Raw genomic sequence first — 21,250 nt, 5'->3', positions numbered from 1 at the left:
CAAACCAGGAAACACGGGGGTTCCGTACATGCTCACTCACTTGAGCGTTCGCCATTTCGCCACCGTCGATCAACTCGAGCTGGAACCGGAATCCGGCCTAACCGTCATCAGTGGCGAGACCGGCGCCGGCAAATCCGTATTGATCGACGCCCTTTCCCTGACCCTGGGGGAGCGGGCGGATTCCGCCGTGGTTCGGCCAGGCTGCGAGCGGGCTGAAGTGCTGGCCAGCTTCACCGTGGCCAACCACGCCCAGGCCCGGGCCTGGCTGGAAGAGCGGGAACTGGACAACGGCGATGACTGCCTGCTGCGCCGCACGGTTCGTGCCGATGGCCGTTCCCGGGCCTATATCAACGGCACGCCGGCCCCCCTGGCCGACGTGCGTCAGCTCGGCGAGTTGCTGATCAGCATTCACAGCCAGCATGAGCATCAGGCCTTGCTGCATCGGGACACTCACCGCCAGCTGCTCGACAACTTTGCCGGTACCGGCGACCTGGCGGCTTCCGTGCGGAGCGCCTGGCGGCAGTGGCAACAGGCCCGCCAGGAGCACGATCAGGCCCTCACCGGCGCCCGCGAACAGAACGAACGCCAGGAACTGCTGCGCTTCCAACTGGACGAGCTGAACGCCCTGTCTCTGGCCGAAGGCGAATTAGCGGAACTGGATCAGGAACAGCAACGCCTGGGCCACGCCGACGCCCTGATCCGCCTGTGCCAGCAATCGGTGGCGGCCCTGTACGACGGCGAAGAAGGCACCTGTAACGATCAACTGGGCCAGATCCGCCATTGGCTGGAAGAAGCCCGCGACCACGACAACGCTTTGTCGGAAGCTTTGGACACGGTGGAATCCGCCCGCCTGCAAGTGGAAGCGGCCGCCGAAGCCCTGCGCCACTACCTGGACCGCCTGGACCTGGATCCGGAGCGGCTGGCGCAAGTGGAAGAGCGCCTGGGGCAGGCCTACAGCCTGGCCCGCAAACACCGGGTGCGCCCGGAAGAACTGGTGGAGCATCACCAGCAACTGGCCCGGGAAGTGGACACCCTGGAGCACTTCGATGAGCACCTGGAGGCCCTGGCCAAAGCGGAGGAAGACGCCCGGGAGCATTACATGAGCGAAGCCCGCAAGCTCAGCAAGGCCCGCAAGACCGCTGCCACCACACTCACCCGCCAGATCGCCACCCAGCTCAAGGCCCTGGGCATGAAAGCCGCCAGGCTGGAAACCGTGGTGGAAGACGACAGCGCCGGCGCCGAAGGTCTGGATCTGGTGGAATTCCGTTTTTCCGCCAATCCCGGGCAGCCGCTGCGGCCGCTGGCCAAGGTCGCTTCCGGTGGCGAGCTGTCCCGGGTCAGCCTGGCGATCCAGGTGATCTGCGCGCGCAACCTGACGGTGCCCAGCCTGGTGTTCGATGAAGTGGATGTGGGGGTCGGTGGCGGGGTGGCCGAAATCGTCGGCCGTTTGCTGCGGGAGCTGGGCGAACACGCCCAGGTACTGTGCATCACCCACCAGGCGCAAGTGGCCAGCCAGGGACACCAGCACTGGCAAGTGCACAAGATTCAGAGCAAGAACACCACCCGTACCCGCATCCAGCCCCTCGCCCCGGATGCCCGGGTGGAAGAACTGGCGCGGATGCTGGGTGGCGTGGAAATCACCGACTCCACCCTGGCCCACGCCCGGGAAATGCTCGAGAAGGGCCAGGAAGTGGCCTGACAAAACCCCACCGCCCGGGCCCTGGGGCACGGGGATTGGGTCGGGGAGCGGGGCTTGCGGGCGTGACGCCGCTATGCGGCGTTGGGCTGGCTGGCGGTGAACCGGGCCTGGGCCGGTCGGTTACTTGCGTTTCGGCTTAACGTACAACACCAGGGCGTGGTCGACGATGTCGTAGCCGTGCTTGTCGGCGATCATCTTCTGACGCTTCTCGATTTCCTCATCGACGAACTCAATCACTTCACCGGTCTCGGTGCAGACCATATGATCGTGGTGGCCCTCATCGGCCAGCTCGAATACAGCGGAACCACCTTCGAAGTTGTGGCGCAATACGATGCCCGCCTGCTCGAATTGAGTGAGCACCCGATAGACGGTGGCCAGCCCCACATCCTCGCCGGCCTCCATCAGCGCCTTGTAGATGTCTTCCGCGCTGAGATGCCGGGAATCGGAGGATTCCAGTTGCTGAAGGATTTTCACCCTCGGCAAGGTCACCTTGAGCCCAGCTTTTCTAAGATCCTGATTATCCAATGTACTTGCTCCGTAGCCGCCTTTTGGGGATCGCCTGACTTTCAGGGAACCTTGTTCCCCCCGTTCAAGTCTGTATTATCGCCCGAACATTATGCCAAGTCGAAAACCCATGCCAAGGATCATCGCCCTTTTTGCCATATTGACCACCCTGCTGGCCGGTTGCAGCTCCCTGCGCTTTCCGGGGGTGTACCGCATCGACATTCCCCAGGGGAATGTGGTCACCGAGGATATGCTGTCCGGCCTGCAACCGGGCATGACTCCCGAGCAGGTTCGCTTCGTGCTCGGTCCGCCCACGCTGACCGACCCGTTCACCCCCAACACCTGGTACTACCTGCTGCAGTACCAACCCGGTAACGGGGAGATGGTGGAACAACAGATCGTGGTGCATTTCGACCAGGGGCACTACAGTCATTACGACGGCCAGGCCACCAGTGATCTGCGCGAGCGCACCTCCGGTTACCAGGATCAGGAGCTGCTGCGGCGCGCCGAGGACCGGCGCCAGGAAGCCGCCAACTGATCCAATCTCAGTCTTGGCTGGCACGCCGGGCCCTGGCCCGGCGTGCTGATTTCGGATCCGCCTTGAGTGGCCGGTAGATTTCCACCCGTTCCCCTTCCGCCAGCTTCCGCCCCGCCGGATTCGGCTCGACCTTGCCAAACACCCCCATGCTGACCCTGGCCGGGTCCAGCCCTTCGAAATGGTCGGCGATCCCCGAAGCGATCACGGCCTCCAGCATGGAAACGCCCTCCGGCACCTCCACCGCAATCAGTTTCTGCTTCTCCGGCAAGGCATAAACCACCTCGACGCGAATAGTCCCGGCCATGGGCCTAACCTCCCAGGGCGCCGATCAGGGCATTGAGGAACACCGCCGCCACCGCCAGTGGCGCCACGATACGCACCACCGCCCGCCATATCATGTACAAGCCGAAGCTTTTCATCGCCAACTCCTTGCGGGCCTGTGTTTCCTTCATGACCCAGCCGGCGAAAATGGCAATCAACATGCCACCCAGGGGCAACATCAGGCTGGAAGCGAGGAAATCGATGTTCTGGAAGAAGGTGCCCACCAGGAAGGTCACGTCCTTCCAGTAATTGAAGGACAGCACCGTGCCAATACCGATCACCCAGGCCGTCAACCCCACGACCAGGGCCGCCAGTGGCCGTCCCAGCCCCCGTTCCACCAGCCAGGCCACCATCGGCTCACCCAGGGAAATCGAGGAGCTCAACGCCGAGCACATCACCAGCACGAAGAACACCGTCCCGACAATGACGCCGGCGGGCATCTGGCCGAACGCCAACGGCAGGGTCACGAACAGCAGCCCCGGCCCCTGGGAAGGCTCCAGGCCATTGCTGAACACCACCGGAAAAATCACCAGACCGGCCCCCAGGGCCACCAGCGTGTCCAGTAACGCGATGATCCCCACGGTGGAGACGATCGACACTCGCCGGGTCTGACCGGTACGGCGATCCTTGACCTCACGAGGCATATAGGCGCCGTACACCATGATCGCGCCCATCCCCAGACTCAGGGTGAAAAACGCCTGCCCCAGAGCGGCCATTACCGCCTTGCCGGACAGCTTTGAGAAATCGGTGTGGAACATGAAATTCACGCCTTGGGCGAACCCCGGCGTGGTGCTGGCGTAAACCACCAGGCCGATCAGCAGCACGAACAGCAGCGGCATCAGCACCTGCACCGCTTTTTCCAATCCCCTGCTGACGCCACGAGCCACCACCCACATGGTCAGGATCATAAAGGCGGTATGGCAGCCCAGCATCAACCAGGCGTTGGCCTGCATTCCCTCGAAGTGGGCCAGAGAGCCGGCGGCGGAAATGCCCTGGAACCCGCCCTGGGCCATGTCCCAGATGTAATAGAGCGTCCAGCCGGCAATCACCGAATAGAACGACAAAATCAGGAACCCGGCCAGAGCCCCCATGTAACCGATCCCGGCCCAGCGGCGGCTCACCTTGCTCTCCGCCGCCAGCTTTATCATCGTATGCACCGGACTCATGCCACCTTTGCGGCCGAGCATCACCTCCGCCACCATGATCGGCACGCCAACCAGAGCGATACACAGCAGGTAGACCAGCACGAAGGCGCCACCGCCATACTCCCCGGCGAAATACGGGAATTTCCAGATGTTACCGAGCCCAACGGCGGATCCGGTGGCCGCGAGAATAAACGCCCACCGGCTGGTCCACATGCCGTGGACCGGCTTGTCACCTTGCTTCATGCAAACCTTACCCCTTGGTGAAATGCGATCATTGTGTTGATTTTGCGACAGGCGCTCAAGCCGCAAAACCGCCGGCCGTCCATGCCGGCCTGCCAATGACGCTCGCTAAAGCACCGGGCTGTCTCTATAATCGCGCCCCCATGGGCAAAGCGAAAAAAGCGAAAACACCATCCAGCACCGTGGCGCAGAACCGCAAGGCGCGCTTCGACTATCACCTGGAAGAACACTTCGAGGCCGGACTGGCGCTGGAAGGGTGGGAAGTGAAATCCCTGCGTGAAGGGAAAGCCAACCTGTCGGAGGCCTACATCCTGCTCCGTGACGGGGAAGCCTACCTGTTCGGCGCCCGCATCGAACCACTCCCCACCGCCAGCACCCACATCACCCCGGACCCGCTGCGCAACCGCAAGCTGCTCCTGCACCGACGCGAGCTGGCCCGCATCTTCAGTGGTGTGCAAAAGGACGGCTACACCTGCGTTCCGGTGAGTCTGTACTGGAAGCGCGGGCTGGCCAAGCTGGACATCGCCCTGGCCAAAGGGAAGCAGAAGTTCGACAAGCGCGCCACCGAGCGGGAACGCGACTGGAACCGCCAGAAACAACGCCTCTTGCGCCGCAACTAGCGCCTATCATCGTACATCGATAGTCGCGACGCTGAGGCGCGTTGATCAGGCAGTGCGGAACGGTCAGGAGGCAGTGTGGCGATGGTTAGCCACCAGCGCCTTTACCTCGTCACGGACACACCAGTAGAACAGCAACCAGGAACGCAGCACCGCCGGCAGGAAGTACACCGCGAACAGAATCACCGGCACCCGGGCGTCTCCGGAAACCCGTTCCACCAGCAGCACACCCGCGCCATAGGCACAGAGCACCAGCAGCAACTGCAGGCTGCGGGCCAGCAAGGGCCGCGCGATTACTGGAGCCAGCAAATAGGTGGCACCCTCTTTAGCTGCTCTAGCTGACCGAAAGATCGTCTTCATCGTTTTCTCCTCAATGAACGACGATGCCTTGATCAACGGCCACTTTCTCAGTCTGATTGGGGGCTCGCTGTAAGTCATCGTGTGGATCACATGGGTGTCCCCGCAGCCCTTCGCTTTTGGCGCCTGGCCCGTCGGCACACCCAGCCGCACCCCGTGCGACGAGCCCATAATGCGCCCGTCCGACGACACAACCATGACAATATGTACGATTGTTCGACAATTTATGTAAAGCTCTGTAACACGCCTTCCCGCCACTTGTTTTCGACTTCTTTGCCCCCATCTCGTACACTACGCCACCCTGGGGCCGACAAGGTTTCGACGCCGGTATTGAACTCTGTGGTGCATGCCGAGAAGGTCACGAGTCTCGTAAAACATTTGTGGCATCTTTAAAGTAATCGCAAACGACGATACTTACGCACTGGCGGCCTAAGGCCTGCCTACGGTCAAGCGACCCAGCCTGTGGGGAAGCGCGACCGGCATCGCTACACAGGCTCGCAGCAAAGTCCGCCCCGGGCCGCGCTGTTAAAACTTAAAGGGGCTCGGCTCTTTCGTCCTGCCCGTCGGGCTGAAAGGGCCTAAATCAATAGACACGGCTAAGCATGTAGATCTGCAGGCGGATTGCTGACGGACGCGGGTTCGATTCCCGCCGGCTCCACCAATTTAAAGCTCCACCGATGAAAGACCGATAAAAGAAAAGGGGCGCTCCATTCGGGGCGCCCCTTTTTCGTTCTGGCCGTTGATCCGGTGAGGACGCCCCCCCCCCCGACAGACCCAACCACCGTAGGGTAGGAGCGGCCCATGGGTCGCGATATTCTCTTGATCCATCAGACGCGCACCGCCAGATCCGTGGCGCTCCGGTTACCGTTCTCACCGAACCAGCAGCCTCGGAGACACCCCGGGAAAGGGACAGGAATAACATCATGATCAGAATCGGTTTGCTATTGATGCTGCTGATGAGCATGGCATTGAGCTCCGGCTGCGGCGTCTACAACGCCTATAAGTCCCACAATGCGCCGGATCTGCTCCCCATCCCGCCCGAACTGGCCGGGGTCGATCCGGAAAAAGAAAAGGCACGGATGGACGATCTGGCAAGGCAGCTCGAAACCGCTCTTGCCGCCGGCAAGTCCGTGGTGATTTCTCCCATTTTCACCAAGGACGCCTACCACCAGGGCTTCCGTGGCGAGGACGGCCTGGATGTGCTTTGGGAGAACCCCAATCAGGCCGGCGGCAGTTATTCTCTTACCTGGCTGCGAGCCACCCAGATCCGGGTCGACGGCCGGGATTATCTGGTCTCAGTGGAAGAGCCGGGCCGCTACAGCCTCAAAGTGGTCAATTATCAGGCCAGGGACGCCAACCTCGACGGCATGAAACGGGCCGACAAACCGGTCGTTTCACGAGGCCTCGGAGTAACCTATCTGAGCAGCGGCTCCTACAAAGGCCATGAATGGACCCAGGAGTGGCAAGACGAGATCTCCTGGAATGATCGCCCTCGCCTCAAGACCTATTGCACCCCTACGATGGGCGGCCATTGCATCCCCCATAACGTAATGGAATCCCGCAAACGGGTGATGCGGGAAGCCGGCTATCACACCACGGTGAAGGAGGTGGCCAAGCCCGCCGTCGACGTGGCAACGGTATTGGATCGCGACTTCGCCGCCTTTGACCTGAGCGCGGGCGAGGTAGTGATGATCGACGGTGTTTTCGCCAAACCGCCCAACAACTGGTTCGTGGACGACGCCTGTGTCGAAAGCTCGGTCGCCGGCATACTGCAGTGCGAGCTGAGAGGCTTCACCATGCAACGACTGCGGCCTTCCATGGATGCCTTCCGCCAGGGGCTGTCCGAACCGGCATTGAGCCCAAACCGGCGGGCACGCCAATTGAACCTGACCTCCCGAAATTACAGCGTTCCCAGCGAGACGCTGGCGAAGTTATTGTCTTCCGCTACGTATCGACAGGTGCGCTTTTCCGCCAAACCGGGTGAGGTCGATGAAGCCTGGGGACAAACCTACTACTTGAATCTGGACTAACGCCCACCGTCCGCCCCGGTTTCCTTTCGCTTCTGCGCCCTGCCCAGGCCGGCCCCCACGCCGGCCCAGGCCACAGCGATCCCCGCGCCGATCACCATCGGCAGCGCGGGGACGGAGGCCATCAGATCCAGCCCGCTTTTCACCCAGCCACTCAGCGCATCGCCACCCCGGTAGACCACCGTGTCGATGGCGTTCTTGGCTTTGTATTTCTGTTCGGCGGGGACCACGGTGTAGAGCATCTCGCGGCCGGGACGAACCAGCGCGTACTCGCCGGCACGCCGGGCAATCATGACGACAACGAAGACCGCGAACGTGGGCGCCAGAGCGAGCCAGAGAAAGCCCGCGGTGATCACCAAAGGCACCGCCGTGAGCAGAACCCCCACACCAAGGCGCTGGGCAATGCGGCCGGTCAGGAACACCTGGGTCAGAATCGCCAGCGCCTGCACCACTGTGTCGATCAACCCAAACACCTGGGTTTGCCGGGTGCGGTCAGGGAACGTCTCGGCCACCAGCCTGGCCTGCTCGAAATAGAGAAAGGTGCTGACACTGGCCAGCAACAGCACGAAAACCGCGATGGCGATCAGATAAGGAGAGCCGAACACCTCACCGATACCGGCCAGGGGATTGCCGCCCAAAGCGCGTTCGCGGTGCCCGTCACCGGCCCGCTCGCGATCCGGCTCCCGGTGGCGGTCCCGCCAGCGATGCAACCAGCCCGCCGCGACCGCGCTGGCGGCAAGCAGTCCGGCCGCCAGCACCAGCAACCCGGCGTGGCCAACAGGTCCCACCAGCACCGTGCCCAGCACCGGCCCGGTCAGTCCCCCCAGGCTGGCGCCACCAGCAATCAAGGCGAACAGGCGCTTGGCTTCAGCACTGACGAACACATCCGCCAGCACACTCCAGGCAAGAGAAATAGCCAACAGGTTGAACACCGAAAGCCAGACATAGAACACCCGCCCGGCCCAGACCTCTCCGGGCAGCCAGACCATGGCAGCGGCGAAACCAAGCAGATTGATAACGAAGAAACCGTACACCCAGGGCAGAATATGACGCCGGGATACCCGCGACGCGATCCAGCCGAACGCCGGCAGCGCCACCAGGGTAGCCACGAAGGTGGCGGTGAACAGCCATTGCAAGTTGTCCACACCGCCGGCCACGCCCATGGTTTCGCGTACCGGCCGCAGCATGAAATAGCCAGTGAACAGGCAGAAAAACATCAACAGCCCCGCCACCACGGCCGGGGCCTCAATAGGGCGAACATTGAACAGCCGGACCACCAGCCGCGACACCGGGTGGGTGGGCGCCATGGTCAGGAGAATAGGGCCCGCAAATCGCGGCGCTGTTGTTCGGTCAACATCGGCCCATAGCCCGCCTGCAGATTATCGCTCTGGCGATGGGGCTTCCCGGTGGCGGGAATGACCGCGGTCACCGCCGGATGGCTGATGGAAAACTTCAGGAACGCTTGGGCCCAGGAATCGATCCCGGCTTCCGGCGCCCATTCCGGCAGCGGCCGATCCGCCACCTGGCGGAACAGGCGGCCATCATCAAAGGCCCGATTGATTAACACCGCCACGCCCAAATCCCGGGCCAGCGGAAACAGTCGCTCTTCCGCCTTGGTGGAAATCACCGAATAGTTGATCTGCAGGAAATCCGGCTTGCTGGCTTCCACCACCTCGGCCAACTGATCCTGACCACTATCAAGCCAGTGCGTCACGCCGCTGTAACGCACCTTGCCTTCTTTCTTGAGGTCGTTGATCAGCGCCATCTGGGTTTGCCAGTCCTGCATGTTGTGCACCTGCAGCAGTTCCACCTTGTCGGTTTTCAGGCGGCGCAGCGAGTTTTCAAACTGGGCCTTGCCGGCCTCTCTGCCAGTGCTGGAAATTTTCGTGGCCAGAAACGTTTTTTCCCGCAGTCCCAGCTCGCTCAACAGGTCACCGATCACCGTTTCCGCCGAACCATAGCTGGGCGCGGTATCAATCAAGCGCCCGCCACCGGCGAAAAAACGCCGAAGCACTTCGCGCAGGGGATCGCGTTCCTGATCGGAGGTGCCCACCTCGAAACTGCCGGACGATCCCATGCCAATAACCGGAATCGCTTCACCACTGGAAGGAATGGTCCGCATCGCCATGGCGGCGCCCTTTTCGCTGGCCGCCCAAAGCGGCGACAGCGCCAGGCCGGCGGCGGAGGCCGCGCCGGCCTTCAACAGAGTACGTCGGGACAGCATCGGCACACCTCCTTATCCTTATATCGACCGCTTCGTATCGAAGACCGGGTCAGCAGATGTCGTCCACCACGCCGCCATCCACGCGCAGCGCGGCACCACTGGTGGCGGAAGCCTGGGTGGAGCAGACATAGACCACCATGTTCGCCACTTCCTCGACACTGGCGGGGCGCTGGATCACCGAGCTCGGACGCTCCGCCATAACAAATTCCCGGCCCAGCGTTTCCACCGACTTGCCGGTGCGTTCCATCTCATCCTGCATCATGGCGCGGAAGCCATCCGAAAGCGTGGGCCCGGGCAAGACCGCATTAACGGTGACGCCGCTGCCGGCCACATGTTTGGCAAGGCCGCGCGACAAGGCCAGTTGCGCGGTTTTGGAGACGCCATAATGAATCATGTCGGCGGGAATATTGCGGGCCGACTCCGATGAAATGAACACCACCCGGCCCCAGCTCTTCTCCACCATTCCCGGCAGATAGGCCCGGGAAAGCCGTACACCGGACATGACATTGGTTTCCCAGTAATCATCCCAGGTGTCGTCGTCAGTATCGTAAAAATCCCTTGGACCATAGATGCCGACATTGTTGACCAGAATATCCACCGCCGGAATTTCCGCCAGCAGCGCCTTGCAACCAGAAAGATTAGCGAGATCCGCGGCCACACCGCGTGAATTCACGCCCGGCACGTCCGCGGCCAGCCTGTCCCTGGCCCGGGCCACCGACTCATCACCGCGGCCATTGAGAATCACCTCCGCGCCGGAGGCCGCCAACCCCACGGCAATGGCATAACCAATACCGCCAGTGGAAGCGGTGACCAGCGCGGTCTTACCGGATAAATCAATATTCATACTCAGCCTTCCGATTTCGGGTTCAAACCTGCAAACCGTCATGAACAGATAATGTGCGCATTCAAAAGGCGTTGCACAATCACCGTAATCGGATAAGGATTGTTTCCAAATCGTTGAGAATAATCATGCTTAAGGACATCAACGACCTGCGCATCTTCGAACGCATCGTGGCACGGGGCAGCCTCTCCGCCGCCGCACGCGAACTGGGCCTGTCCCTGGCGGTAGTAAGCAAACGTCTGGGAGAACTGGAACGGCAGCTGGATGCGCGGCTGCTGCACCGGACCACCCGCCGGCTGTCACTCACCGAGGAAGGCGACATTCTTCATCAGCATTGCCTGCGCCTGCTGTCCCAGGTGGACGAGGCGGAAGCGGCCCTGCTGCATCACCATGACAGCGTCACCGGCACCCTGCACCTGACCGCCCCCACCGGGTTCGGGCGCCGCCACTTGGTGCCGGCACTGTCACGTTTCACCCGCGAATACCCGGAACTGCGGGTACAACTGGCCCTGACCGACACGGTGGAAGACCTGGCCAAAGGCGGGTTCGATCTGGCGATCCGCTATGGCGAGCCATTGGACTCGCGCATGGTGGCACGCCGTCTGGCCCCCAACCGCCGGGTGCTGTGTGCCAGCCCGGATTACCTGCAACGCAAGGGCGCCCCGCGCAAACTGGCGGACCTGACCGATCACGACTGCATCCTGATTGGACAGCAGCCGCAAGCGGACTGGTATTTCGGTCGCGGGCAACGTGAAAGCGCCGTGCGCATCACCGGCGCCTTCTGCTGCAACGACGGCGAGGCCGCCCATGCCCTGGCCCTGCAAGGCGCCGGCATCGTATTGAAGTCCATCTGGGACGTGGGCGAGGACCTGCACTGCGGCCGTCTGGTCCAGGTACTGCCCCGCCACGCTCCGGCCGCCGCCCCCTTGAATGCCCTCTATCTGCACGGCCGCCACCTGGCCCCACGGGTTACCCTGTTCCTGGACTTCCTCAAACAGTATCTGCATGCCCATCCCCAGAGCAGCCGCGCTAAATAGGCGCTCACCCCGCGCGAAAATCGGCATCGTCAATTGCCGGTGCAACCGTTGACCCCACGCAAGCCGGGCCACCATGATCGAGAATCCGGTTTCGGGCGAGTGGTGAATCAAGGACACAACGATGGAATCCTTACCGATCATTTCCATGGCGGGGTTGTCGAGCGAGCAACCGGCGGAGCGTCAGGCCACGGCCAACGAACTGGGTCGCGCCTGCCGGGATATCGGTTTTTTCTACCTGGTGGATCATGGGATTCCGGACTCCGTGTTCGAGGCATTGTTCGAGGACGCCGCGGCTTTCTTCTCACTGCCGTCCGACCGCAAGGAGGCGCTCTCCATCAAACGCTCCCCGCATAATCGCGGCTACGTGGCGATCCAGGACGAAAAACTCAACCCGGTTTCCGGCGCCGACAGCAAGGAAGCGTTCAACATCGGCCATGACCTGCCGGCGGACCACCCCGACGTGCTCAATAACAAGCCCTTCTGCGGAGTGAATTACTGGCCGGATCTACCCGGCTGGCGTGAGCGGACCCTGGACTATTACCACCGCTGCCTGAACGTGGCCCGCACCCTGCACCGGGGCTTCGCCCTGGATATGGGCGCCGCGGAGGATTTCTTCGAGTCCCGCCTGATCGAGCCCATCGCCACCCTGCGCATGCTGCGCTACCCGGCCGCCCAGGGTGACCCGCGAAGGGCGGACGGCGCCGCAGGCACTCACACCGACTACGGCAACGTCACGCTATTGAAAACCGATGGCGTCCCCGGTCTGGAGGTGCGCACCAAGGATGGCCAGTGGATTGATGCCCCCAGTTTTCCCGGCGCTTTTGTCTGCAACATCGGCGACTGCCTGATGCGCTGGAGCAACGACCTTTACCAGTCCACGCCTCATCGGGTACGCACCCCGAAAGCGGAGCGCTACTCCGTGGCGTTTTTCATGGAAGCGGATCCGGACGCCATGGTCGATCCTCGCGATCTGTTCCCCGACCAGGAGCCACACTACCCGCCGGTCAGCTGTAGCGACTATCTGGCGCAACGACTCAACGCCACCTACGACTTCCGCGCCGAACCGCGCCAGGCCAATCATTAACCATTAGTAAGTTCATACGCATAGCTCCCAACTGGCGCTGCAACGCCAGAAGAGCTTTTAAGCGTTAGCGCTATGCTTACGTATCGTCCTGCAACATAGCGGCGACCTCACCAACCAAGTCGACGTCCGGCGCTTGGCTGTGACTTCCTAGGCACTCTCGAAGTTGCGCCGGCACTTTCTTAAGGTGCGACTGGATGGGTTGATAGTCTGGCGTAACATTTGGACATCTCGATTCGCCTGATGAAAACTGCAGAAAGGCCTCTTGGACGTGGCTTTTGGGCCCTTCAGCCCCCTCGTCTGTCATGTCGTCATGCCGCGCCTTGTTCGCAACTTCAACCACAATGGAAACACGAAGCAGCACGTACAAATGGTGATGGATAGTTTTTCGCCACCATTTCCTCATATATCCTATTAAACACTTATCTTCCTTATAACTTCGAAGGCCGAATCTTCAGGCTTGCAACCATTTGTGTAAACAATGTGCTTTGCTAGTTCAAAGTTCGACTTGTGCTCCAAAAAGTGTCTATTCAAATTAATCTCATTCTCTGACTCAAAATTATTCCTCTCGTTTAGAATCTTTAATGAACACTTCAAATCAGAAGACGGCAGCAACAAAACCACATTCTTAAATCCCCCCATTGCTATTTTAGCTCTTTTCAGATACGCCTCATCTTCATAGACTGAATGTCCAGCACCAAAGTCAATCACACTATTCTTATGCTCCGATAAAAGACGCTCCACCGCATGTATTTCAAACTCTTTCCAATATCTGTATACGCCATTAATGCCGTCTTTTCTCTCTAACCGTTCAGCAACCCTGTAGTCGTACCCTATTTCCTCATAGTACCCCCACCTATGATCGTCCATTGAACATCGCGGCATATTGAGTTTCTTTGAAACCAGTGCAGCAATAGTGCTTTTACCCGAGCCAATAGGCCCAATTAATATGATCCCGGACTCGCTCAATTATCTCACTCCTTTCGCAATGGCGCGCCCGGGCACCGAAGGCACGAATTGATGCGCCTGACTGGGATTAGGCATTTACCACCAACCTTGGCCAGATTTCCAGCCACCGTTTGGTGACTATGCGATCATTGAAGTCCTGAGGTTTTGGTCTTTTTGTATTAATCGTTACTGTAAAATCGAACAAGGCATCAAAGCCAAAAGGGGACACCAACAGAATGTCTCCGGTATTGCTCAAAGCAGCGCCAACCGCTGTTTCGACCTCAACCCAGTAACTCATTGCATCTGAAGTTGACGTGTAGGGTCTGTCGCGGTTCCGCTTGTGCATCCGCGCCTGATTCTTCACCGACCAAGGAGCATCCAGAACGCTGGCAAGCTCCCGCTCAAGCTTTCGATCTCTGCTCTCGGATGCCTCTATTGGATCGAAATAAATCAGATCAATATCGTTCAGGTCCGTGGGCTGTGAAAATCCATGAACTTTGTCCCATACAAGATTCCGTACGAATCCCGCGGCAAGACACCAATCCGAAAGGCCCAGACTCGCAGCGGCGGAAAGCGCTCTCATCCGCACGGGATCGTTTGCTATCCATTGTTTGATTCTGGCTTCAGATTTCATCAAGTTGCCTAGCGAAAAAAGCTAAAGCAGCGCCCTGAAAGGGCGTTCCGCCGGACGGCCGCAAGGCAGGGAACGTACTTGAGCGACGGGTTATCAGTTCCCTGATGGATCAATGTCTTCACCGAACATGATTCGATGCCCCTCGGGCGTCGCCACGCCGAACTCACGCAGACCCCAGGGCTTGTCGGATATTGCCTGGAAAATTTCGGCGCCACGCAGCTGATAGTCACAGTAAATCTCGTTTATGCCCTCACAGTTTACATAGGCGAAGTACGAGTGCTCATGCGTATCACTGGCTGGAAGCTCGTCCGGGCAGTGCCCCAACATCACGTGAAAACCACCAAGACTCACGAACGACCAACCGTCCACTCGGAAGCGGACGGAAAACCCGAGTTTGTCGAGAAAGTAGCTTTCAGTCTTCTCAAGATCCTTGACCGCCAAAACATGCTGGGTGGCTTTTACTGCAAACACGGATGACCCCGTTCAAAAGAGTGAATACTCAATAACCAGTATTGGAATGCCGGACCGAGCATCCAATCAACTCACCGGCTTCGAAAGACAAAACAAAACCATAAAAGTCAACAAGTTACAAACCTCGATCTGAAATCTACCCCCGCTTCTCTTGCCACAACAAAACACATCGCAACCACCACGCCGTGCCAAACCCTGAACAGCAATGCACAATATTGGTGCACTCACATGAAAGCGCCCCAAAATAGCCCATAAAAGTCCTAAAAATCCCTATAAATCAGCGCTTTATTCTTGTATACAAAAATGGCATCCTAGCCAAAATTTCCTCTAGGGGAAATCCGGAGCCGCGCCAGGGAAGCGACCCGGCCGGCGCAGATCAAATCGTCTGGGGATGATCGTGGAGCTTTTGAGTGGTCACAGTGTCGGATGGCTGGCCGGGCTGGTGGTGGCCCTGCTGGCCACCGGCATCATCGCCGGCCTGCTGGCCGGTCTGTTGGGAGTGGGCGGCGGCATCGTGGTGGTGCCGGTGCTGTACCACCTTTTCACGCTGCTGGGCGTGGACGAGTCGGTGAAAATGCACGTGGCGGTGGGCACCTCCCTGGCCACCATTATCCCGGCCTCGATCATGTCGTCCCGGGCCCACGCCAAGAAGGGAAATCTGGACGTCTCCTTGCTACGTACCTGGGGACCTGCCTTGTTGGTGGGCGTACTGATCGGCATCGCCATCAGTGGCTATCTGCGTGGCACCACTCTGACCGCGATCTTCGCCGTGGTCGCTCTGCTGGTGGCCGCCAACATGGCGTTCCGCGGCAAGGGCCTGGCGCTGACCGACGACCTGCCGCCGACCCCGTTCAAGCAGATCATCGGCACCCTGGTGGGCGGTTTCTCCACTCTCATGGGGATTGGCGGCGGCACGCTGAGCGTACCGCTGCTGACCGCCTTCGGTTATCCGATCCACCGCGCGGTGGGCACCGCCGCCGCCATCGGCATGGTGATCAGCCTGCCCGGCGCCATTGGTTTTCTGATCAATGGTCTTGGCGTGCCCAATCGCCCGCCGCTGAGCCTCGGCTACATCAACCTGGCCGGTCTGGCGCTGATCGTGCCAATGACCATGATGATGGCGCCAATCGGCGCGCGCATTGCCCACGCGGTGAACGCCAATCGGTTACGGCAGGTTTTCGCCTTTTTCCTTTTCCTGACTTCACTACGCATGCTGTACGGTTTGCTGTAACCGCCACGGCTTGGAGAACACGACATGTTGACGACCAAACGCGCGCTCGGCGGTGTCATGGTGGCACCCCATCATCTGGCCGCCCAAGCCGGCCGGGACGTGCTCCGCGAAGGCGGTAACGCCGCCGAAGCCATGGTGGCGGCGGCGGCGGCCATTGCCGTGGTGTACCCGCATATGAACGCCATCGGCGGCGACGGTTTCTGGGTCCTGGGCGCTCCCGGCGAGGAGCCGGTGGCGATCGAAGCCTGCGGAACCGCCGCTGCCGCCGCGGATGTCGACTACTACCGGGAACGCGGCCACGACAGCATCCCCACCCGCGGCCCGTTGGCGGCGCTCACCGTGGCCGGCACCGTCGGCGGCTGGGGTCAGGCCATGAATGTGGCACGCCAATGGGGGGGCAAGCTGCCACTCTCGCGCTTGCTGGAAGACGGCCAACGTCATGCCCGGGACGGCGTGGCGGTGACCCGCAGTCAGGAACAACTGACCCGGCAGAAGCTGCCGGAGCTGGCCTCCGTTTCCGGCTTCGCCGACACCTTTCTGGATCAGGGCCAGGTGCCGATGGAAGGTGCCATTCTGCGGCAGCCGCAACTGGCCGCCACCCTGGAACGTATCGGGCGGGCCGGCCCCGAGGATTTCTACCGGGGCGAGTTGGCCACCGCCATGGCCGAGGACCTGGCCCGGACCGGCAGCCCGCTCACCCGCGAGGATCTGGCCGGCTATCAGGCGCGGACGTTACCGCCGCTGTCGGTGCGCCTGCGGGGCAGCACGCTGTATAACCAGCCGCCGCCCACCCAGGGCATGGCCTCGTTGATGATTCTCGGCCTGTTCGACCGGCTCGGGGTAACGGACGGCGAAGGTTTCGATCACCTGCACGGGCTGGTGGAGGCCACCAAACAGGCGTTCCTGGTACGCGACCAGTATTGCACCGACCCGGCCTATATGAGCGAGGATCCGGCCCGCTTCCTCAGTCAATCGGATCTGGCCGAGCGGGTGCAACGCATCAACCGCCGGAGCGCGCTGCCCTGGCCATACCCGGCGCAACCCGGCGACACCATCTGGATGGGCTGTATCGACCGTGAAGGCCGCTGCGCCAGTTTCATCCAGAGCATTTACTGGGAATTTGGTGCCGGCATCGTGCTGCCCGGCACCGGAGTACTGTGGCAAAACCGGGGCATCAGTTTCTCCCTGGATGAAGCCGCTCTGCATACCCTGAAACCAGGGCGTAAACCGTTCCATACCCTGAACCCGGCCATGGCCCGCTTCGACGACGGCCGCACCATGGTGTACGGCACCATGGGGGGCGAGGGCCAACCCCAGACCCAGGCGGCGGTATTCAGCCGTTACGCCCTGTTCAATCAGCCCTTGCAACAAGCCGTGACCGCGCCACGCTGGCTGCTCGGTCGAACCTGGGGGGAACAAAGCACCAGCCTGAAACTGGAAGCGCGTTTTGACCCCGCCCTGGTGCAACAACTGCGCGACGCCGGCCATCAGGTGGAAGTGTTGGGCGAGGACTTCAGCGATACCATGGGCCACGCCGGTGCCGTGGTGCGTCATCCCAACGGCCTGCTTGAAGGCGCCGCCGACCCGCGCAGCGACGGCATCGTCGCGACGCTCTGAACGCCATCCCTTTTTGTAACCCTCTCGGGCGCCGCCAGGCGCCCTTTTTTGATCATCACGGTTTGGGGTGCCTCCATCAGAGACGCGGATCTGTACGGGGATGTATTCACGGCGTTCCCGCAAAAGCGTAACGCTGCTTCGCTGTCCACGATGGAAGCAAAAGGCCCACACCAGGCCCGCTTGCCCCATTTCTGTATACATCCACGCCCCTCTGCCCCTTTACGGGGCCCCACTTCTCCCCACTGCCTCGCAAATCCGCATTTTTCCGGCACCGAAGGTTGGCACGAACACTGCTCCGTCTGCCTTGGACGTCTCAAGGTTCTCAAGGAGCACACCAATGCAAAACCTTCCCAGCCGCCAACACCTGAGGGGCCGGCGGTGATACTGGAAAACGGTTTTCTCGATTTCGACCCGGTGCACCTCGACGCCACCGGAGAGGGCCCGCTGCAAGGCCTGACCTTCGCCATCAAGGACGTGTTCGACATAGCCGGCACCGTTACCGGCGTCGGCCAGCCGAGCTGGCGCGCCAGCCAGCCGCCAGCGCGATACACCTCTCCGATGATCGAAACCCTGCTGGCGGCGGGCGCGGAACTGGTCGGCAAGACCCACACCGACGAGCTGACTTACAGCCTGGCGGGCCAGAACGCGCACTATGGCACGCCACCCAATCCGGCGGTGCCAGGCGCGGTGCCGGGCGGCTCCTCCAGCGGCTCCGCCTCGGTGGTGGCCGCCGCGCTGGTGGACTTCGCGCTGGGCAGCGACACCGGCGGTTCGGTGCGGGTGCCCGCCAGCTACTGCGGCATCCATGGCCTGCGTCCCACCCATGGCGTGGTGGATTACCGCCACTGCGCCCATCTGGCGGAGAGTTTCGATACCCTTGGCTGGTTCGCCCGGGACGCCCGGCTCATGGCCCGCATTGGCCAGATTTTGCTGCCCGCCAGCGACCGGCCGGTACCGCGCCGTTTGCTGCTGGTGGAGGAGGCACTGGCGCAATCCGATGCCGACGTGGTGTCGCAACTGGAAGCGCGGGTCGGCAACGGCCTGCCCGGCGTGACCTTTGGCGGCAGCGTCAGTGTTGGCAACCTGGACACCTACTTCAACGCGTTCCGGCCACTGCAAGCTTACGAGGCCTGGGCCCGCTTCGGCTCCTGGATCGAAGCCGAGCAACCGGTATTCGGCCCCGGCGTGAAGGAGCGCTTCGAGGCAGCGTCCCGCATCACTACCACCGAAGCCGAGGACGCTCGTGAACAATGCCAGGCTTTGCGGACCCGGATCCGCGCCCTGCTCGGTGAGGATACCCTGCTTTGCCTGCCCACCACGCCGACCTCGGCCCTGCCTTTGCAAGCCGACGAGGCCAAGGTGGAAGACATCCGCGGCCGCACCCTGCGGATGACGGCCCTGGCCGGCACCACCGGGCTGCCGCAACTGAGTTTGCCGCTGTTGCATGACCGTGATGGCCCGGTGGGCCTGTCATTGATCGGCCCGGCGGGCAGCGATCAGCAGCTGCTGGATCTGGCGGCCCGCCTGCCTGAATTCATCAATACCTGACGCCCCGGCCCTGAAGAGTAATAATGTGGAGTACTAATAATGGCCCTGGAATTGGACCGACCGGACGTGGTGGCGGAAGTCAAAGCCGCGTTCCTGCGCTATGAGAAAGCCCTGGTCGAAAATGATGTGACCGTGCTGGACGAATTGTTCTGGAACGACGAACGTGTGGTGCGCTACGGTGCCGGCGAGAATCTCTACGGCTACCGGCAGATTGCCGCCTTCCGCGCGCAACGGCCGTCCAAGGGACTGCAACGGGAATTACATAACACCGTGATCACCGCCCATGGCGACGATCTGGCCACCGCCTGGACCGAGTTCCGCCGCCCGGGGAACCCGCGTATCGGCCGCCAGAGTCAGGTCTGGGCCCGCCGCCCGGAGGGATGGCAGGTAGTGGCCGCCCATGTGTCGTTCATGGAGGAGTAAGCGTCATGACACAACAGACTGTGCTCAGTGCCGCCGGCGAGGACGACCGTCCGCTGGCGGAGCAGGTTCGGCGTGCGCTGTCCGATGAGATTCTCGGCGGCCTGCTGCCGCCGGGCACGCGTCTGGACGAGATCGCCCTGGCCCGCCGCTTCAACGTTTCACGTACTCCAGTACGCGAGGCCTTGCGGGAAATGGCCTCCGCCGGGCTGGTCGAACACCAGCACCGGCGCGGCGTGTTCGTCATCGAAGTGCCGGAGCAGCGGCTCAGTGAAATGTTCGAATACGCGGCGGAAATGGAAGCGGCCTGCGCGCGCATGGCGGCGCTCAATATGACCCGCTCGGAACGGGAAGACCTGCTCGCCAGCCACCTGGACAGCCATACCCATGTGGCCGACGGCAACGTGGATGCCTACGACGCGGCCAACCTGAGCTTCCATGAGAAGCTGTTTCGTGGCTGCCATAACAGCTACTTATATGAAACCGCCATGGCCGCCCGTTCCCGGGTGCTGGCTTACCGCCGTGCGCAATTCAGAGTGGGGGAACGTCTGGCCGCGTCCTTCACCGAACACAGCGACATCGTCATGGCCATCGTTCGCGGTGAAAGCGAGCGGGCCGCGCAGTTGATCCGGGATCACGTTTTGCACGCCCACCGTACTTCACAGGATTATCTGGAGACCCGCGGCGGCACCGAGACCGCCCCGGCCAGCCCTCCGGAGAATCAATCCTCCGGATAAAGCGCCTGCACGAAACGCAGGTCATAGGCTTTTTGATAGTCCAGGTCATCCGGCAAAGTACCGGCATCGACCATCTGCCGATAAAACTCCCGCCAGCGCCGGTCGCTCATGATGCCGTACCGGCCGCCCTTGGCATCACCGGAAAGCAGGATCCCCTCGCTTTGCATTTTATCGATGCTGTAAGCGATCAACGCGTCTTCCATCTGCGGGTTATCCGCCTTGATCAAGCTATTCGCCGGCCGCGGATCCTCAAAGTAGGCTTTCCAGCCTTCCGCGGTGGCCGCCACCATCGCCTGAACCACCTCAGGGTGCTTCTCGATCATCTCGCGGGTGGTGTCGAGTGTCGCCGAGTAGGCCTCCCAACCGGCGTCCGCCAGCAACAAACTTTTTGCCGCCACGTTTTCTTTCCGCAGAAAGTAGCCGTCGTTGGTGATGTAGCCCTGCTGCGCGACCTTCGGATCCGTAATGAAGGGCCCGATGGTGTAGTCGTAGGGCCGCAGTTGATCATCGGTAAAACCGTATTTGGCCTTGAGCCAGGGCCAGTACGCCACCCGGCCGGCGGTGGGAATGCGGAGCCCCGCGCCTTTCAGATCGGCGATAGTGAGGTAACCCTGCCCTTCATGCACCATCAGGGATTGCGGATCCTTCTGGAAAAACGCCGCCACCGTCACCAGCGGCAGTCCCTGCTTCACCGCATTGAAGGATTGCAGACTGTAGCCCATGCTGAAATCGGTGGCGCCTCCGACCAGCAGTTGCACATTGTTGACCTGTGGACCGCCCATTTTTATGGTCACATCCAGGCCGTGCTTTTGGTACAGCCCCATGGCCTTGGCGGCGTAGAGGCCGCCGTGCTCAGCCTGGGCATACCAGGTGGTGGAAACCGTCACCGGTGTCAGTTCCTCCGCCAGCGCCGTCACGGACAGGCACAACCCCGCCAGTGCCAGAGCGCCATCGAGCCACCATCGTCGTTTCAATATCAGCTGTTTCAGGGTCCGTCGTTTCAACGCCGCCAT

At 61.4% G+C, this 21,250-nt stretch carries 22 protein-coding genes and 1 other RNA gene; 12 read left to right on the top strand and 11 right to left on the bottom strand.

Annotation, left to right across the window (positions count from 1 at the left end; translation table 11 throughout):
• The first annotated feature begins 28 nt into the window (after positions 1-28).
• A complete protein-coding gene (recN, locus tag MA04_RS05380; RefSeq protein WP_262459707.1) occupies positions 29-1,699 on the top strand; it encodes a DNA repair protein RecN in 1,671 nt (556 codons plus the stop codon).
• A 120-nt stretch (positions 1,700-1,819) separates the two neighbouring features.
• On the opposite strand, the gene fur is transcribed toward recN, so the two are convergent.
• Positions 1,820-2,224 carry a ferric iron uptake transcriptional regulator gene (gene fur, locus MA04_RS05375; protein ID WP_014996190.1) on the bottom strand — a complete coding sequence of 135 codons (405 nt, stop codon included), beginning with the start codon at positions 2,222-2,224 and terminating at the stop codon, positions 1,820-1,822.
• Positions 2,225-2,333: 109 nt separating this feature from the next.
• Between fur and MA04_RS05370 the strand changes: the two genes are divergently transcribed.
• Complete coding sequence (locus MA04_RS05370) at positions 2,334-2,741, top strand: outer membrane protein assembly factor BamE (RefSeq protein WP_163126952.1); 408 nt, start codon at positions 2,334-2,336, stop codon at positions 2,739-2,741.
• Positions 2,742-2,748: 7 nt separating this feature from the next.
• On the opposite strand, the gene MA04_RS05365 is transcribed toward MA04_RS05370, so the two are convergent.
• Both MA04_RS05365 and MA04_RS05360 read right to left on the bottom strand, forming a co-directional pair.
• Positions 2,749-3,045 (bottom strand): RnfH family protein, encoded by a 297-nt coding sequence (locus MA04_RS05365; protein ID WP_163126953.1) that lies wholly within the window; start codon positions 3,043-3,045, stop codon positions 2,749-2,751.
• A gap of 4 nt (positions 3,046-3,049) precedes the next feature.
• Positions 3,050-4,450: a sodium-dependent transporter gene (locus MA04_RS05360; protein WP_163126954.1), complete on the bottom strand. Its 1,401-nt coding sequence runs from the start codon at positions 4,448-4,450 to the stop codon at positions 3,050-3,052.
• A 140-nt stretch (positions 4,451-4,590) separates the two neighbouring features.
• Here MA04_RS05360 and smpB point away from each other — a divergent pair, with 140 nt between their 5' ends.
• The gene (smpB, locus tag MA04_RS05355) at positions 4,591-5,067 is read left to right on the top strand and encodes an SsrA-binding protein SmpB (RefSeq protein ID WP_022993562.1); all 477 of its coding nucleotides are present in this window, start codon (positions 4,591-4,593) and stop codon (positions 5,065-5,067) included.
• Positions 5,068-5,130: 63 nt separating this feature from the next.
• Here the strand turns inward: smpB and MA04_RS05350 are convergent, their stop codons facing one another.
• Complete coding sequence (locus MA04_RS05350) at positions 5,131-5,424, bottom strand: hypothetical protein (RefSeq protein WP_262459706.1); 294 nt, start codon at positions 5,422-5,424, stop codon at positions 5,131-5,133.
• Positions 5,425-5,724: 300 nt separating this feature from the next.
• Between MA04_RS05350 and ssrA the strand changes: the two genes are divergently transcribed.
• Positions 5,725-6,082: a transfer-messenger RNA gene (gene ssrA, locus MA04_RS05345) on the top strand.
• A gap of 262 nt (positions 6,083-6,344) precedes the next feature.
• On the top strand, positions 6,345-7,451 hold the full coding sequence (locus MA04_RS05340) for a hypothetical protein (protein WP_262459705.1): 1,107 nt from the start codon (positions 6,345-6,347) through the stop codon (positions 7,449-7,451).
• Here MA04_RS05340 and MA04_RS05335 read toward each other — a convergent pair.
• The 3 genes from MA04_RS05335 to MA04_RS05325 are packed head-to-tail and all read right to left on the bottom strand — an operon-like array spanning position 7,448 to position 10,516.
• Positions 7,448-8,755 carry an NTP/NDP exchange transporter gene (locus MA04_RS05335; protein ID WP_262459704.1) on the bottom strand — a complete coding sequence of 436 codons (1,308 nt, stop codon included), beginning with the start codon at positions 8,753-8,755 and terminating at the stop codon, positions 7,448-7,450. The two genes, MA04_RS05340 and MA04_RS05335, sit on opposite strands and share 4 nt — an antisense overlap.
• A gap of 2 nt (positions 8,756-8,757) precedes the next feature.
• The gene (locus MA04_RS05330; protein WP_262459703.1) at positions 8,758-9,672 is read right to left on the bottom strand and encodes an aldo/keto reductase; all 915 of its coding nucleotides are present in this window, start codon (positions 9,670-9,672) and stop codon (positions 8,758-8,760) included.
• A 49-nt stretch (positions 9,673-9,721) separates the two neighbouring features.
• On the bottom strand, positions 9,722-10,516 hold the full coding sequence (locus tag MA04_RS05325; RefSeq protein ID WP_026948202.1) for an SDR family NAD(P)-dependent oxidoreductase: 795 nt from the start codon (positions 10,514-10,516) through the stop codon (positions 9,722-9,724).
• Between the two features lie 125 nt (positions 10,517-10,641).
• Here MA04_RS05325 and MA04_RS05320 point away from each other — a divergent pair, with 125 nt between their 5' ends.
• Both MA04_RS05320 and MA04_RS05315 read left to right on the top strand, forming a co-directional pair.
• Positions 10,642-11,550: a LysR family transcriptional regulator gene (locus tag MA04_RS05320; protein WP_022993581.1), complete on the top strand. Its 909-nt coding sequence runs from the start codon at positions 10,642-10,644 to the stop codon at positions 11,548-11,550.
• Positions 11,551-11,671: 121 nt separating this feature from the next.
• Complete coding sequence (locus tag MA04_RS05315) at positions 11,672-12,634, top strand: isopenicillin N synthase family dioxygenase (RefSeq protein ID WP_262459702.1); 963 nt, start codon at positions 11,672-11,674, stop codon at positions 12,632-12,634.
• Positions 12,635-13,045: 411 nt separating this feature from the next.
• Here MA04_RS05315 and MA04_RS05310 read toward each other — a convergent pair whose 3' ends face one another.
• From MA04_RS05310 to MA04_RS05300, 3 genes are all read right to left on the bottom strand, one after another.
• A complete protein-coding gene (locus tag MA04_RS05310) occupies positions 13,046-13,600 on the bottom strand; it encodes a shikimate kinase (RefSeq protein WP_262459701.1) in 555 nt (184 codons plus the stop codon).
• Positions 13,601-13,667: 67 nt separating this feature from the next.
• Complete coding sequence (locus MA04_RS05305) at positions 13,668-14,213, bottom strand: nucleotidyltransferase family protein (protein ID WP_262459700.1); 546 nt, start codon at positions 14,211-14,213, stop codon at positions 13,668-13,670.
• Between the two features lie 93 nt (positions 14,214-14,306).
• A complete protein-coding gene (locus tag MA04_RS05300) occupies positions 14,307-14,684 on the bottom strand; it encodes a VOC family protein (protein WP_262459699.1) in 378 nt (125 codons plus the stop codon).
• A 391-nt stretch (positions 14,685-15,075) separates the two neighbouring features.
• On the opposite strand from MA04_RS05300, the gene MA04_RS05295 reads away from it, so the two are divergent.
• From MA04_RS05295 to MA04_RS05275, 5 genes are all read left to right on the top strand, one after another.
• Complete coding sequence (locus tag MA04_RS05295; protein ID WP_394356142.1) at positions 15,076-15,915, top strand: sulfite exporter TauE/SafE family protein; 840 nt, start codon at positions 15,076-15,078, stop codon at positions 15,913-15,915.
• Between the two features lie 24 nt (positions 15,916-15,939).
• The gene (locus MA04_RS05290) at positions 15,940-17,532 is read left to right on the top strand and encodes a gamma-glutamyltransferase family protein (protein ID WP_262459697.1); all 1,593 of its coding nucleotides are present in this window, start codon (positions 15,940-15,942) and stop codon (positions 17,530-17,532) included.
• A gap of 378 nt (positions 17,533-17,910) precedes the next feature.
• Positions 17,911-19,080: an amidase gene (locus MA04_RS05285; RefSeq protein ID WP_262459696.1), complete on the top strand. Its 1,170-nt coding sequence runs from the start codon at positions 17,911-17,913 to the stop codon at positions 19,078-19,080.
• Between the two features lie 39 nt (positions 19,081-19,119).
• Positions 19,120-19,503 (top strand): oxalurate catabolism protein HpxZ, encoded by a 384-nt coding sequence (gene hpxZ / locus MA04_RS05280; RefSeq protein ID WP_262459695.1) that lies wholly within the window; start codon positions 19,120-19,122, stop codon positions 19,501-19,503.
• A gap of 5 nt (positions 19,504-19,508) precedes the next feature.
• Positions 19,509-20,237: a GntR family transcriptional regulator gene (locus tag MA04_RS05275; RefSeq protein ID WP_262459694.1), complete on the top strand. Its 729-nt coding sequence runs from the start codon at positions 19,509-19,511 to the stop codon at positions 20,235-20,237.
• Here MA04_RS05275 and MA04_RS05270 read toward each other — a convergent pair.
• Positions 20,222-21,250: an ABC transporter substrate-binding protein gene (locus MA04_RS05270; RefSeq protein ID WP_262459693.1), complete on the bottom strand. Its 1,029-nt coding sequence runs from the start codon at positions 21,248-21,250 to the stop codon at positions 20,222-20,224. The genes MA04_RS05275 and MA04_RS05270 overlap by 16 nt on opposite strands.

Origin of the sequence: Alloalcanivorax balearicus MACL04 (assembly GCF_025532145.1) — a bacterium.
Lineage (GTDB): Bacteria > Pseudomonadota > Gammaproteobacteria > Pseudomonadales > Alcanivoracaceae > Alloalcanivorax > Alloalcanivorax balearicus.
Note: the sequence above shows the minus strand (reverse complement) of the source record. Positions and strands in the feature narration are given on the sequence as shown.

What these genes read in the sequence shown, in the direction of transcription:
- MA04_RS05305 (WP_262459700.1), bottom strand. Translation starts at nt 14,213, where the DNA reads ATGAAATCTGAAGCCAGAATCAAACAATGGATAGCAAACGATCCCGTG.
- MA04_RS05370 (WP_163126952.1), top strand. Translation starts at nt 2,334, where the DNA reads ATGCCAAGGATCATCGCCCTTTTTGCCATATTGACCACCCTGCTGGCC.
- MA04_RS05365 (WP_163126953.1), bottom strand. Translation starts at nt 3,045, where the DNA reads ATGGCCGGGACTATTCGCGTCGAGGTGGTTTATGCCTTGCCGGAGAAG.
- MA04_RS05335 (WP_262459704.1), bottom strand. Translation starts at nt 8,755, where the DNA reads ATGGCGCCCACCCACCCGGTGTCGCGGCTGGTGGTCCGGCTGTTCAAT.
- smpB (WP_022993562.1), top strand. Translation starts at nt 4,591, where the DNA reads ATGGGCAAAGCGAAAAAAGCGAAAACACCATCCAGCACCGTGGCGCAG.
- MA04_RS05270 (WP_262459693.1), bottom strand. Translation starts at nt 21,250, where the DNA reads ATGGCGGCGTTGAAACGACGGACCCTGAAACAGCTGATATTGAAACGA.
- MA04_RS05330 (WP_262459703.1), bottom strand. Translation starts at nt 9,672, where the DNA reads ATGCTGTCCCGACGTACTCTGTTGAAGGCCGGCGCGGCCTCCGCCGCC.
- MA04_RS05320 (WP_022993581.1), top strand. Translation starts at nt 10,642, where the DNA reads ATGCTTAAGGACATCAACGACCTGCGCATCTTCGAACGCATCGTGGCA.
- MA04_RS05275 (WP_262459694.1), top strand. Translation starts at nt 19,509, where the DNA reads ATGACACAACAGACTGTGCTCAGTGCCGCCGGCGAGGACGACCGTCCG.
- MA04_RS05295 (WP_394356142.1), top strand. Translation starts at nt 15,076, where the DNA reads ATGATCGTGGAGCTTTTGAGTGGTCACAGTGTCGGATGGCTGGCCGGG.
- hpxZ (WP_262459695.1), top strand. Translation starts at nt 19,120, where the DNA reads ATGGCCCTGGAATTGGACCGACCGGACGTGGTGGCGGAAGTCAAAGCC.
- MA04_RS05350 (WP_262459706.1), bottom strand. Translation starts at nt 5,424, where the DNA reads ATGAAGACGATCTTTCGGTCAGCTAGAGCAGCTAAAGAGGGTGCCACC.
- MA04_RS05325 (WP_026948202.1), bottom strand. Translation starts at nt 10,516, where the DNA reads ATGAATATTGATTTATCCGGTAAGACCGCGCTGGTCACCGCTTCCACT.
- recN (WP_262459707.1), top strand. Translation starts at nt 29, where the DNA reads ATGCTCACTCACTTGAGCGTTCGCCATTTCGCCACCGTCGATCAACTC.
- MA04_RS05340 (WP_262459705.1), top strand. Translation starts at nt 6,345, where the DNA reads ATGATCAGAATCGGTTTGCTATTGATGCTGCTGATGAGCATGGCATTG.
- MA04_RS05315 (WP_262459702.1), top strand. Translation starts at nt 11,672, where the DNA reads ATGGAATCCTTACCGATCATTTCCATGGCGGGGTTGTCGAGCGAGCAA.
- MA04_RS05360 (WP_163126954.1), bottom strand. Translation starts at nt 4,450, where the DNA reads ATGAAGCAAGGTGACAAGCCGGTCCACGGCATGTGGACCAGCCGGTGG.
- MA04_RS05290 (WP_262459697.1), top strand. Translation starts at nt 15,940, where the DNA reads ATGTTGACGACCAAACGCGCGCTCGGCGGTGTCATGGTGGCACCCCAT.